Genomic DNA, 12,784 nt, shown 5'->3' with positions numbered 1-12,784 from the left:
GATGTGGAGTTTAATGTATAAAAATGTGATGAGTCTAAGCTGCATGCTCATTTTAACTGCGTGCGGTTCGCATGCAGTACGGCAGCCACCTGAATATAAAATTCAGATTGTGCAAGCAGATGATCAATACAAATATGCAGATTTAAACTGGACAGCAACCTCGGCAATTAAAATTTCTGCTGAACAATGGTGGGATATTTACCACGATCCTGTTTTAAGCCACTTGATGCAGCAATTGAATCAAGAAAATTTAACCTTAAAACAAGCCGAAGCACGTTATCAGCAAGCACAGGCTTTGCTTGACGTACAGCGTGCCAATCGCTTACCTAATATCACTGCAAATGGTTCTGCAAACCGTAATGGTGCCAAAAATACCTCAGCAAGTAGCCAATTTGAGTTGGGTGTGCAAGCCAGTTGGGTGCCAGATGTCTGGGGGCGAGTGGCGAAAGCCATCGAAGGGCAGCAGGCCAATTTAGAAGCGAATCAAGCGGATTTAGATGCAGTTAAATTAAATCAGCAGTTGTTGGCCACAGAAGCCTATTGGAATATTCGTGTGCTGGATGCACAGTCTGATGTACTGCAGCAAACACAAAAAAGTTATCTGCGTTCGGTTCAGATTTTAAAGAATCAATACAATGCTGGCCTGATTGCTCGTGCCGATGTTATACAGGCAGAAACGCAATTAAAGCAGGTAGAAATTCAACGGATTGAAACCGCACGAGATCGCAATTTACAAGAAAATATTTTGGCAGTGCTGCAAGGTAAAAGTGTTGCTCAGTTTCAATTGACTAAACAGAAGCAGGCATTGACCGTTCCGCAGATCCCTGCTCAGCTTCCAAGCCGATTATTAATCCAGCGTCCTGATGTTATTCGCGCAGAGCGGGAATTGGCCATGACGCATGCTGAACTGGGTTTAGCGCAAACCGCATGGTTGCCTGATATTACGATAGGTTTGAATGGTAGCTTAAACAGTCAAATTTTGGGGCATCTGTTCCAATCACCGCAATACTTATGGTCTACAGGTTTACAAGCGGCTGCCATTGTTTTTGATGGCGGTAAACGAGAAGCGAAAATTGCTCAGGCTCAAGCCAATTATGATGAAAAATTAGCAGCCTATAAACAGTCGCTATTAACAGGCTGGAAAGATGTCGAAGATGCTTTGTTACAGGCATCCAGTTTTAAACAGCAGCAGACTGAACAAGCAAAACTCTTTGCACTGGCAACCGAGAATGAACAAGCAGCAACTCGGCGTTATAGCACAGGTTTGGTCAGTTATTTAGAGGTAGTCACTGCTCAAAATTTAAGATTACAGGCTGAGCAAACAACTTTGCAATTGCAACTCTCACAATTGAACAATACAGCGCAATTAATTGCAGCATTGGGCGGAAATATTCGAATGTAATCTGAAGCATCATTTTTGAAATGTATAGGTTTTATTTGTCTGAAAAGGCAATCAATATTTTACTGGAATTGGGATATTTCATCTTGTTAAATAATGAAAAGCAACAGCAATCAATACAGCAGCTTATCGTTGATATTTTGGATGAAAATTTAGAAGGATTGGCTGTAGATCAATTATATATCCAGCTCAATTTGATAAAATCTTGCAGTCTTGCGAGCGTTTACAGAATCTTGTCAGAGATGCGGAGATTAGGAGTCGTTCGAAAAACTGAATTTGCTCGTCAAAAGGCTGTTTATACAATTTCAAAGCAAAAGTTAAAGTGTAGTGTGAGTGATGCATATAGTAATGAGGTATTGCCTTGCAGTAATCAAGAATTGATTATGGATTTTGAACAATTATTTGATAAATATAAGAATGAGTTTTCTGGCATCGATATCGTTTATATAAAAAATAATATTCTGTTGTTGATTGCATAAAGGGCGAATGTATAGATCTCATTGGCTTTGCTGCGCAAAGATCTAAAAGTTAAAGCTTCACCTGATGAGCGTATAGACTCTGTCTATCTATAGGGATGGAGCATATGATACAAAATACTGCAGACAAGTGATTTTAAATCGACAAGCATATGCCGTGATTCCACCAAGAAAGAATGCAAAGCCTTGGAAAGATAAGCAAGCGAGATTTATAGAGCGGAATGAATTATTAAAAACAGTCAAACGGTTAGGAAGAGTTCTTTGGAAAAAGTGGTCTGGTTATCATTGTCGAAGCTTGGTTGAAACTAAGATGCATTGTATCAAGTTATTAGGCGATAAACTCAGTGTCAGTAACGTGCAAAGCAAAGTCAGTGAGGTTCATGCCCGTGTGGCAGTATTAAATACATTTACGGAATTATGCCGACCTCATACCCAAGTTGTCACTTAAATTTGGGTTATTTAGGGCAGCTTTAACTTCTAAGTATTGATGCAGCAAAGCTGGCATGAACTAGGGCGCAAAATGCTTTGATTAAAAGTTATTTTAATAATTTTGAATATCTTTACTTAAGATTGCAAAAAGTTTAAGGTGGCTTAAATTCTGTGAACAGATCCTAGATGGATTTGGGCAGCTTCCTTAAATACAGATTTGTGTATGACGAAAAAAACATTTCTAATTCAGCTTTTGGTACTCTTGTTTACATTCCAGAATATTTGGAGTGTGGCAGAGGCTGCCTGTCTGCATGAAATGCCGAACACACCCAATTTAATACTATCTAATCCAATCACTTTAGATGAAAAGACGGATCATTCTAGTCTGGCGCCTTATTCTCTAGAAAACTATAATGAAATCTATGACTATTGTCAGAAGGTTTGCTTTAACGAAAAGTGCAGTCATTTCTCAAATACAATCGTGATACAAATTGATCCACCTGATGATTTGAAGTTCAAGACTCATTTTGAGGCAGATATTATCCCATCCTATTTGGGAAGAACCTTTTATAAATCCCCTTATTTAAATCAATTAACACCTCCTCCCGATTTGTCCCTGCTATTGGTGGGGTAGTCTTATAAAAGCCCACCACTCCTAATTTCATTATGTGTGGGGCATTTCATGTCAAAAAACAAATTATATCAGGATACCTCTATCCTGAATTCATGCTGGCCAGCACTCCGTACAGGTATCGTGCTATCCGCAATGATCAGCTTAAGTACCTTTGCAGTCGCCAGTACTCAAGATTTAACGCTGAAGCAGGCTATTAATCAGGTCAATCAATATCAAGCATCCCAAAACTTTTGGGAAACGCAGAAGAGCATTAATGCTGCGAATATCCAGCAGAGTAAGCTGTTCAAAAATCCTGAGTTTTCAATTGAACAAACAGGCTTTGGTTCAAAGAATGACAAAGAGCTGGCGATTGGCATATCACAGCCCTTGGATATTTTCGGTGAGCGTAAAGCGAACCAGAAATTAGCCAGTATTTCTGCAGATAAAACTGCGCTGAAGCAGAAGATATATCAAGCGCAAGTTGAGCTTGCAGTGAAATATGTCTGGTCGCAACTGGCCATCGCTGAACTTGAAAAAAACATTGTTCATGAACAGCTTCGAGTCAGCGAAGAGAACATTAAAGCCATTGAAAATCGCTTTAATGCGGGCAGTATCGCGCAAGTCGATGTGAATCGCGCACGGTTAAGCTATGCGGAAAATATTCGTCTTTTTAGACAGGCTGACTTGCAGGTGCAAGTGGCAACCCAGCAATTATCAAATTTATGGGGGACGTCAGATAAATCATTGCAGATTAATTTATCTCCGCAAAAGCTTTGGCCAAAATCGGCGCATCAGCAGGTTCAAGAATATTTGGCAGACAACTACGTTGAGAAATATCGGGTTTTACAGGTCTTAGAGTCTCAAGTTACGGTAGATCAGCTGAAAGCCAAGGCGCGTCCGAATCCCACTTTAAACCTAGGGATCAACCGCACTCAGTCCATGGAAAACTCAGCACAAAATCAATGGGTCGTTGGCGTGAGTGTGCCGCTCAATATTTTCGACCGCCAGCAAAATGGCATAAAAATCGCGCAAGAGAAAATGAATTTATTAGAGCGCCAGAAAGATTTTTATCTCAAGCAAAATGCGCTGCAAATCGGCACGGTTTTAACGGAACTGCAGGGCCTAGAGGTTCAATTCAAAGTTGTAAATGACACTCAAATTCCTTTGGCGGCTCAAGTGCAAAGTAAAACATTGCAAGGCTTTCTGGCAGGCAAGTTTGCTTTAAGCGATGTTCAGCAGGCCACGCTTCAATTACAGGATATACGTTTACGTAAAATTCAGCTGTTGCGGGACGGCTGGCAAAAGGCCATTGAAGCGGAAAGTTTGAGTCTAGGCATTAGCCCAAGTGAAGTGATGTCAAAAGATGCGATTGCACAATTGAATCAAAATTTATGGCAAGACATACAGGCCATGCCGGTCATTGGCGGGGGAAATTAACATGTTCGATCTTAAAAATAGCTTAAAAAAACAGAGCGGAAAAATTTCTCAGGCGCTGCTGATCAGTGTGGTCATCAGCGTAACTGTACTTCTCAGTATTCTTTTAATTATATCGGGAAAGAATAAATCAGCAACTTCAGATGAACATACAGAAGAAGGTGAAGAGAAGCATGAAGGTGAAACTGAAGAGCATGCAGATGGCGTAAGCTTAACGGCCAAGCAATTGGTTGAACAAGGCATACAGCTCTCTGTGGTCGATCAAGGTCCAGTGGTCAAACTCAGTTCTTATCCGGCAAAGCTGAATGTAAATACGGATCAGCAAGCGCATGTTTCCCCGAGTTTTAGCGGCCATGTCGAAAATGTCTATGTAGAGCTCGGCCAAAAGGTTCAAAAAGGGCAGCCTTTGGCGGCGTTGCTTGTTCCTGATTTAGTCGATCAGCAGGCCAATCTTAAAATTGAACAGACCAATCTTGAATTGGCGAAACAAGACTTTGAGCGTGAGCGTCAGCTTTGGTCACAGGGCATTTCAGCAAAGCAGGACTATCAACGCGCTTATAGCAGCTATAAACGGGCGCAAATTCAGGTTCAAGCCGCTCAATCCCGTTTAAGCGCATTTGGCGCCGTGAATTCCAGTAACGGGCGCTATATTTTGAAAGCCCCGATTTCCGGCGTGATCAGCAAAAAAGATTTGGTTCTTGGGGAAAATGTTCAGTTGGCCGACCAACTCTTTACCATAGACCAGTTAGATCAGCTCTGGCTTGAGTTTATTGTGCCCAATGCTGAAATGATGGGTTTGTCCCCAAATCAAAAGATCGAATTTAAATCGCTACAAACGGAAAAGGTCTATCAGGCAGTTATTCAGACGTTAAATACTGAAGCGGACACTCAAACTGGCCGTCTGCAGGTACGTGCAAAAGTTGAATCGAATGCAGCCGAATTGCGTCCAAACTTGATGGTAAATGTACTGCTGCAGCAGCAGAGTGAAAACAGTGCATTGCGGGTGCTCAAGTCTGCAGTTCAGAATGTCGATGGAAAAGCGGTGATATTTGTCGCCACTCAGCATGGACAGAAAATTGAATTCAGTCCGCAAGCCGTAAAACTCGGCCAATCGTCTGGGGACAGTCCATGGATTGAAGTGGTCAATGGATTGAACCCGGGACAAAAATATGCAGGCCAAGGCAGTTTTTTACTGAAATCTGAGCTGGAAAAAGGAGAGGCTTCACATGAGCACTGAAACCCCTCAAATATCTGATACCGAATCGGCAAAGCCGGAAGGGCTGTTTGATCGGCTGATTCAGTTTTCAATTCATAATGCCATTTGGATTATGCTTTTTATTGCGGCTTGGATTGGCGTAGGCATTTACAGCTATCAAAAGCTGCCGATTGATGCCGTGCCTGATATTACCAATACGCAGGTGCAGATTAACACTCAAGCCAATGGCTTTACTGCTTTGGAGATGGAGCAGCGGATTACTTATCCCATTGAGAATGCCATGTCGGGCATGCCGAAAATGGAACAAACCCGCTCTATTTCCCGCTATGGCTTATCGCAGGTGACTGTCATTTTTGAAGATGGCACCGATATTTACTGGGCCAGACAGCTCATTAACCAGCGCTTGCAAGAAGCGATGGGAGAAATGCCAGAAAATATACAGCCGGCAATGTCGCCTATTTCGACAGGTTTAGGCGAAATCTATCAATGGGTGATTAAAGCCGAACCTCATGCGAAGAAGCCCGATGGAACTGTTTATTCCGCGATGGATTTGCGTGAAATTCAGGACTGGATCGTGAGGCCGCAATTACAGCGCGTAAAAGGCGTTGCGGAAATCAACAGTATCGGCGGCTTTAATAAAACCTATGTGGTTGCCCCGGATCTGAACCGATTGCAGCAATTGCAAATCCCTTTAGTTGATTTGCAAACGGCCTTGACAGAAAACAATGAAAACCGCGGTGCAGGCTATATCGAGAAAAATGGACAGCAATTAACTGTTCGGGTTCCCGGGACTTTAAACACGATTGAAGATATTCAGAACATCAGCATTGCCAATAAAAACGGCTATCCGATTCGGGTCTCAGATGTTGCTAAGGTATCGATCGGTCATGATTTAAGAACCGGCGCGGCAACCTATAATGGTGAAGAAACAGTCTTGGGCATCGCCATGATGATGATGGGCGAAAATAGCCGTACCGTCGCTCAAGCTATTGATGAAAAAGTGCAGTCCATTCAGCAATCCTTGCCTAAAGGCGTAGTGATTGAGACGGTATATGACCGCACGCATTTGGTGGACCGGGCGATTCAAACCGTTCAGAAGAATTTGATTGAGGGCGCAATCCTCGTCATTGTGATTTTATTTCTGTTTTTAGGCAATTTCCGTGCAGCGCTGATCACGGCTTGCGTTATTCCGCTTTCAATGCTGTTCACCTTAGCAGGTATGGCAGAACAGAAAATTAGTGCGAATTTGATGAGTTTAGGCGCGCTGGACTTCGGCATTATTATTGATGGCGCAGTGGTTATTGTCGAAAACTGTATTCGCCGGCTCGCTGAAGCTCAGAAAATGAAAGGCAGTTTGCTGAGCCGATCTGAACGATTTAAAGAAGTTTTTCTGGCAGCCAAGCAGGCGCGACGCCCGCTCATCTTTGGACAGTTGATTATTCTGGTGGTTTATCTGCCCATCTTTACCTTAACCGGTGTAGAAGCCAAACTGTTTCATCCTATGGCAATGACCGTAGTGCTGGCCTTAATTGGCGCCATGATTTTGTCCGTCACTTTTGTGCCAGCCGCAGTTGCACTATTTGTTACTGGAGAAGTCAAGGAAACTGAAAGCCGCTGGATGCATTGGCTTAAAGCCAAATATGAAGTGCTCTTAGACAAGGCCTATGAACTTCGTGTATTGGTGACTGTTTTAGCGGTCTGTATTTTAGTTCTGACGGGGGTGCTGGCCACTCAAACAGGGAGTGAATTTGCGCCTCAATTGGGTGAGGGGGATTTTGCTGTTCAGCAAATGCGCTCTCCGAGTACCGGCTTAGAACAGTCACTGCGGATGCAGGAAAACACTGAAAAACTGCTGCTGAAAGAATTTCCTGAAATTAAAGCGATCTTTGCCCGTACCGGCACTGCAGAAGTCGCGACAGATGTCATGCCGCCCAATATTTCAGATGGCGTTGTGCTGTTAAAGCCCCATGATGAATGGCCTGATCCCAAACAAACCATTGATGAGCTTCGCCAGAGAATGATCACGTTCTTAGCAGCATTGCCAGGGAATAACAGTGAGTTCTCGCAGCCTATTGAACTGCGCTTTAATGAGCTGATTTCAGGGGTGCGAAGTGATGTGGGCGTCAAATTATTTGGCGATGATATGGAGGTGCTGAATCGCGAAGCGAATAAAATTTCTCAAAAAATTAAATCCATTTCAGGGGCGACAGCCGTTAATGTAGAACAAACCAGCGGCTTGCCCTTATTGAATGTAGAAGTTGATAAATCTAAGGCTGCACAATACGGTTTGTCGGTCAAAGCCATTCAGGATCTGGTAGCCACAAGTGTCGGTGGTCAAAATGTTGGAACAATCTTACAGGGCGACAAGCGGTTCGATTTTGTGATTCGCCTAGATGACTCTCAGCGGAGTCCTGAACAGTTAGCATTGCTTCCGGTGCAATTGCCGAATGGCGGTTTAATCCAATTGCAAGATGTGGCGCGTGTTGAAAATATCTTGGGCATTAATCAGGTCAGCCGGGAAAATGGCAAACGCCGTGTTGTCATTACTGCAAATGTAGAGGGGCGAGATTTAGGCTCATTCGTAACTGAGCTTCAGAGCACGTTATCCAAACAGGAGTTACCAAGCGGATACTGGATAGATTATGGCGGTCAATTTCAAAATCTGATGTCTGCCAAAGCGCGTATGCAATTGGTCGTTCCGCTCGCATTGCTCACTATTTTTATTCTGTTGATGGCTGTATTTCACAGCATTAAAGAAAGCCTGCTGGTCTTTAGCGGTGTGCCATTTGCCTTATGTGGCGGCTTAGTCGCATTGTGGCTGCGTGACATACCGCTATCTATGTCTGCAGGCGTTGGCTTCATTGCATTGTCAGGGGTGGCGGTACTAAATGGTTTAGTCATGCTCACTTTCATCAAAGAGCTGCGGCAGCAATATGATCTTTATTATGCAACATGGCAGGGGGCAATTTTGCGTTTAAGACCAGTACTGATGACCGCCTGTGTTGCATCGCTTGGCTTTGTCCCAATGGCATTGGCAACTGGAACTGGAGCAGAAGTACAAAGGCCTTTAGCAACTGTTGTGATTGGAGGAATTATATCTTCGACAATGCTGACATTGGTCTTATTGCCGGTTCTGTATAGATGGCTAAATGAAAAGAAAGTTTTTTAATACAATAGGTTAATTAATTTACGGCAGAGATATTGGATTTATATCCAGTATCTTTGCTAATTGTAAATATCGTAAGGAAAATATTTTATGGCAGAACATTATGATCATAGCTATATGGCTGATACTGAAGGAGAATAGGCGAAATTGGTCTAGGAGAGTGATGACAGTTCAAAATTAAAAAATTAATAACAGACTGATTAACGCTGCCTATGGCTCATTTGTCATAGATATATTTAGATTTTCTGAAAAAGTTAAAGATAAAACTTTTACGCTTATAGGGCTTTGTTGGACAAACATTCAAAAGACAAAGTTACCCTGAAATTTTCAATTTTAGAAAATAACTTGGGCAAATGATTTGTCTAATCCAGTGAATTTATTCAGCATCACTATATGTGCATGGATTTTATTCACCTGCCTTGAAAAATGTTTGGGACTGATCAGCTAGAGATGAATCGTACGAAAAATTGCTCTTCTTAAGCCAAGCTTTGGTGAATCGAGCAAATCTTTCGATCTGGTTTGATCCCCATGCTCAATGTGAATAGTGACCATTCTCCTAGGCAAATATCACCTATTCTTGGACTGCCTCCACTTTAACAAGATATTACAAAGTCCCTTGAGAAATCAGGAGCCTTTTTCATGAGTGATTTTGTCTCGCATAGCGATTCTACGCATAAAAGCGCTATCATAGCGGCAGTAAAATTTTGGATGCGTTTATGAAAATCATTGCGGATGAAAATCTGGCATTTACCGATTATTTCTTTGCCGAATTTGGAACGATTGAACATAAAGCCGGCCGCAGCTTAACACACAGTGATGTAAAAGATGCCGAAGCACTGCTGGTTCGCTCAGTCACAAACGTAAATGCTGCATTGATTCAGAACACAATCTTACAGTTTGTCGGCAGCGCAACCATTGGTACAGATCATTTGGATATTCCTGTGATTGAACAGCAGGGAATAGCATGGTCAAATGCAGCGGGCTGCAATGCGCAAGCCGTCGCGGAATATGTGATTACAGCATTGCTGAAGCTCCAGCCAGAACTGATAGAAGTCAATGAGCAGTTTACATTAGGCATTGTTGGTCTAGGCAATGTCGGTTCACGCTTGGCTGCCATGGCGCAGCTTTTGGGCTGGAAGGTGATTGGCTATGACCCATTTGTTCAGCGTGAGCATGTAAATCAAGTCGAATTTTCAGAATTATTAAAAAACGCAGACGCCATTTCAACTCATGTACCTTTGACTCAATCTGGTGAGCATCCGACTTATCATTTAATCAATGCAGATGCATTATCTCAGATGAAACCAGAAGCCATATTAATCAATTCTGCACGCGGGCCAGTGGTTGCAGAAGCAGATTTAATTGCAGACATTCAAAAGACTCAGCGTCAGGTCGTGTTAGATGTGTTTGAACACGAACCAGAAATCTCTGAAACTTTACTAAATCTAATAACGATTGTTACTCCGCATATTGCAGGCTATAGCCTAGAAGGCAAAGCCCGCGGTACACAGATGATCTACGATGCTTTTTGCAAAACATTTGATCATACAGCGACCAAACGTTTTGAAACGCAATTACCTGTTTGTGAGGCCTTATTTGCCAATCAGTCATTAAAGGCTGTATTGAAACAGCATCTAATAGAAATTTATGATATTGCCCGCGACGATGCGAATTTAAGAGCAACTTTAAAGGATGGCAAGGTTGATCAAAAAGCCTTTGATTATTTGCGTAAAACCTATCCGCTGCGCCGTGAATGGGCTGCGCATGGAGGGCCTAAAGCATGAGCCAGTCGGACATCCAATATCAGCCCAGCTGTGATTTAAAAGCCATGCGCGCGCGCGCAAAAATGTATGCTCAAATCCGCCAGTTTTTTGCTGAACGCGATGTGCTGGAAGTAGAAACGCCAGTGCTCTCGCAAGCAGGAGTAACTGATGTGTACTTAGCCTCTGTACAGGCGCAGCGTCATGTACAAGGAAAAAAGCAAACGCATTATTTACAGACTTCACCCGAATTTGCCATGAAGCGTTTACTTGCCAGCGGCAGCGGTCCCATTTATCAAATTTGCAAAGTATTCCGTGATGATGAACATGGTCGAAAACACAACAGTGAATTCACCATGCTGGAGTGGTACCGTCCAGGGTTTAGCTTGAAAGACTTAATGTTTGAAGTGACGGAATTGCTGAATGTCACTTTAGCGCAGCGCTTTGGGGCAGTCCGTCCAACCATCTTAAGTTATAAGCATGCTTTTATGGATCGGCTGGAATTAAACCCGCTGCAGGCAACACTGCAGGATTTAAAAAACTGCTGTAATCGGGTGGGCTTGAATCTCGATTTGGGTGATGACCGTTTAGGCTATATAGATCTGCTATTTTCGCATTTTGTCGAGCCCAGCTTAGGTTTTGATACCCCTGTATTTTTGACGGATTTCCCGCCTGAATTGGCCTCTTTAGCAAAGACGCGTATTGATGAGGATGGCGAGTTGGTTGCAGCGCGTTTCGAGCTGTACATTGAGGGCTTGGAGCTGGCAAATGCCTATGATGAACTGATAGATGCTCATGTGCTGCGCAGCCGTTTTGAGGCGGATAATCTTGAACGTGAAAAGCTTGGGCTGCATGTTATGCCAATTGATGAATATTTGTTGGCTGCACTGCCCAATATGCCCGAATGCTCGGGTATTGCCTTAGGTATAGATCGCTTACTGATGGTTGCGACTGAGCAAATGAAGCTTGAGCAGGTAATTACCTTCCCTGCAGCGCTATCGTAAATTGTTCGCCCCAAATGCCGTTCATTGCTGTGTTTGGGGCAACTCTCAATACGTTAAACCGATGTAATTCAATATTATAAGTAAAACAATACGGCAAATTATGGATGTTCAATTTAGACAATTAGCGATCAATAGTTCATTGCTTCATCCTCAGCCTATCGCACCAAGAGGAATGATCGATAGCCTGAAGGTGATTGAGCACCTAGGTTATGTGCAAATCGATACGATTTCAGTGGTTGAGCGCGCGCACCATCACATTCTTTGGAATCGTGTTCAAAACTATGATAAAGAGCATTTAAACCGCTTACTTGCCGATCAAAAAATATTTGAGTATTGGTTTCATGCCGCTTCATATATCCCAATGCGTGACTATCGATATGCGCTGAGGCAGATGAATTCTGTCAGACGTGGAGAAAGTAAATATTTCAATCGAGGTGACTCATACCTTATGCAAGAGATATTGGCACAGGCAAAATCCGAAGGTCAGGTGTGCTCTCGAGATTTTCTGAACAAAAATGAAAAGACAGTACAAGGATGGTGGAAATCGAACATTGTGCGAAAGTCTATTGAGCAACTTTATATGCAAGGTGAATTGATGGTCTGCAAGCGTGTAGGTGTTGAAAAATTTTATGCACTTGCAGAAAACTGCTTGCCTTCAGGACTGGATTTGACGGAGCCCAATGTAGAAGAATATGCACGTTACTTGTTTGAAACGGTAAAAAGGTCACATGGCGTATTTACATGGAAACAATTGCTACATTTAAAATCGGGTACAGAATTAAAAATAGCAATGCGTTCAATCCTAAATAAACAAATTGATGCAAAAATAATTGAATCAGTTCAGTTAGATTCAGGTGAATGGCTCTATGTTGATTTAGAAAAAATAGATCAGTTTAATGTAACCGAAAAAAGCGTCAAAATTCTTTCTCCATTTGATAATTTGGTTATTCATCGTGACCGCCTAATGGCCTTATTTAATTTTGATTATCGTTTGGAATGCTATGTGGCGCCAGAAAAACGGCAATATGGTTATTTTTGTTTGCCGATATTGTATGGTGCTGAATTAGTGGGGAAAATCGATTGTAAGGCACATCGTGGGGAAGGGATTTTAGAAATACTGAGCTTTCATCTGCAAGCAATTATAAATAATAAAGCCCATTTTATTGAACTTTTAAGTACAGAGCTGGAACGCTTTGCGGCATTTAATCATTGTGTATTGGATCTGCAATTTCAGCAAAAATTAAACTTTAATTAATGCTCTACATTCCAAATATTGTCCTCTAGTTA

General features: G+C 42.5%; 9 protein-coding genes and 1 pseudogene. All 10 read left to right on the top strand.

Features of this window, described 5'->3' with window-relative positions; translation table 11 throughout:
• The first annotated feature begins 1 nt into the window (after position 1).
• The 10 genes and pseudogenes from OKC24_RS07330 to OKC24_RS07285 all read left to right on the top strand — a co-directional run bounded on the left by OKC24_RS07330 (position 2) and on the right by OKC24_RS07285 (position 12,752).
• On the top strand, positions 2 to 1,402 hold the full coding sequence (locus OKC24_RS07330) for an efflux transporter outer membrane subunit (protein ID WP_131276272.1): 1,401 nt from the start codon (positions 2 to 4) through the stop codon (positions 1,400 to 1,402).
• Between the two features lie 83 nt (positions 1,403 to 1,485).
• Positions 1,486 to 1,878, top strand: a complete 393-nt coding sequence (locus OKC24_RS07325; RefSeq protein ID WP_265464930.1) for a transcriptional repressor — start codon at positions 1,486 to 1,488, stop codon at positions 1,876 to 1,878.
• Positions 1,879 to 1,960: 82 nt separating this feature from the next.
• Positions 1,961 to 2,323: pseudogene (locus OKC24_RS07320) on the top strand (transposase); the annotation flags it as partial.
• Positions 2,324 to 2,527: 204 nt separating this feature from the next.
• Positions 2,528 to 2,938, top strand: a complete 411-nt coding sequence (locus OKC24_RS07315) for a hypothetical protein (RefSeq protein WP_131276271.1) — start codon at positions 2,528 to 2,530, stop codon at positions 2,936 to 2,938.
• A gap of 48 nt (positions 2,939 to 2,986) precedes the next feature.
• The gene (locus OKC24_RS07310; protein ID WP_131276270.1) at positions 2,987 to 4,354 is read left to right on the top strand and encodes a TolC family protein; all 1,368 of its coding nucleotides are present in this window, start codon (positions 2,987 to 2,989) and stop codon (positions 4,352 to 4,354) included.
• 1 nt (position 4,355) lies between these two features.
• Positions 4,356 to 5,588, top strand: a complete 1,233-nt coding sequence (locus OKC24_RS07305) for an efflux RND transporter periplasmic adaptor subunit (protein WP_131276269.1) — start codon at positions 4,356 to 4,358, stop codon at positions 5,586 to 5,588.
• Positions 5,578 to 8,736 (top strand): efflux RND transporter permease subunit, encoded by a 3,159-nt coding sequence (locus OKC24_RS07300; protein ID WP_131276268.1) that lies wholly within the window; start codon positions 5,578 to 5,580, stop codon positions 8,734 to 8,736. Before OKC24_RS07305 ends, OKC24_RS07300 begins: the two co-directional genes overlap by 11 nt.
• A gap of 713 nt (positions 8,737 to 9,449) precedes the next feature.
• Positions 9,450 to 10,517 carry a 4-phosphoerythronate dehydrogenase gene (locus tag OKC24_RS07295; protein ID WP_131276267.1) on the top strand — a complete coding sequence of 356 codons (1,068 nt, stop codon included), beginning with the start codon at positions 9,450 to 9,452 and terminating at the stop codon, positions 10,515 to 10,517.
• Complete coding sequence (gene epmA, locus OKC24_RS07290; RefSeq protein ID WP_130146636.1) at positions 10,514 to 11,497, top strand: EF-P lysine aminoacylase EpmA; 984 nt, start codon at positions 10,514 to 10,516, stop codon at positions 11,495 to 11,497. The genes OKC24_RS07295 and epmA overlap by 4 nt, the downstream gene beginning before the upstream one ends.
• 100 nt (positions 11,498 to 11,597) lie before the next feature.
• Positions 11,598 to 12,752, top strand: coding sequence for a winged helix-turn-helix domain-containing protein (locus tag OKC24_RS07285; RefSeq protein WP_130146634.1), 1,155 nt, complete (start codon positions 11,598 to 11,600; stop codon positions 12,750 to 12,752).
• Positions 12,753 to 12,784: the final 32 nt, after the last annotated feature.

Source organism: Acinetobacter entericus (assembly GCF_026168575.1).
In the GTDB taxonomy this organism is placed as follows: Bacteria; Pseudomonadota; Gammaproteobacteria; order Pseudomonadales; family Moraxellaceae; genus Acinetobacter; species Acinetobacter bouvetii.
This window is presented reverse-complemented; position numbering and strand designations above follow the sequence as displayed.

Excerpts from the sequence above, each read along its gene's own strand:
- OKC24_RS07330 (WP_131276272.1), top strand. The coding sequence starts at position 2 with ATGTGGAGTTTAATGTATAAAAATGTGATGAGTCTAAGCTGCATGCTC.
- OKC24_RS07315 (WP_131276271.1), top strand. The coding sequence starts at position 2,528 with ATGACGAAAAAAACATTTCTAATTCAGCTTTTGGTACTCTTGTTTACA.
- OKC24_RS07310 (WP_131276270.1), top strand. The coding sequence starts at position 2,987 with ATGTCAAAAAACAAATTATATCAGGATACCTCTATCCTGAATTCATGC.
- OKC24_RS07305 (WP_131276269.1), top strand. The coding sequence starts at position 4,356 with ATGTTCGATCTTAAAAATAGCTTAAAAAAACAGAGCGGAAAAATTTCT.
- OKC24_RS07300 (WP_131276268.1), top strand. The coding sequence starts at position 5,578 with ATGAGCACTGAAACCCCTCAAATATCTGATACCGAATCGGCAAAGCCG.
- OKC24_RS07295 (WP_131276267.1), top strand. The coding sequence starts at position 9,450 with ATGAAAATCATTGCGGATGAAAATCTGGCATTTACCGATTATTTCTTT.
- epmA (WP_130146636.1), top strand. The coding sequence starts at position 10,514 with ATGAGCCAGTCGGACATCCAATATCAGCCCAGCTGTGATTTAAAAGCC.
- OKC24_RS07285 (WP_130146634.1), top strand. The coding sequence starts at position 11,598 with ATGGATGTTCAATTTAGACAATTAGCGATCAATAGTTCATTGCTTCAT.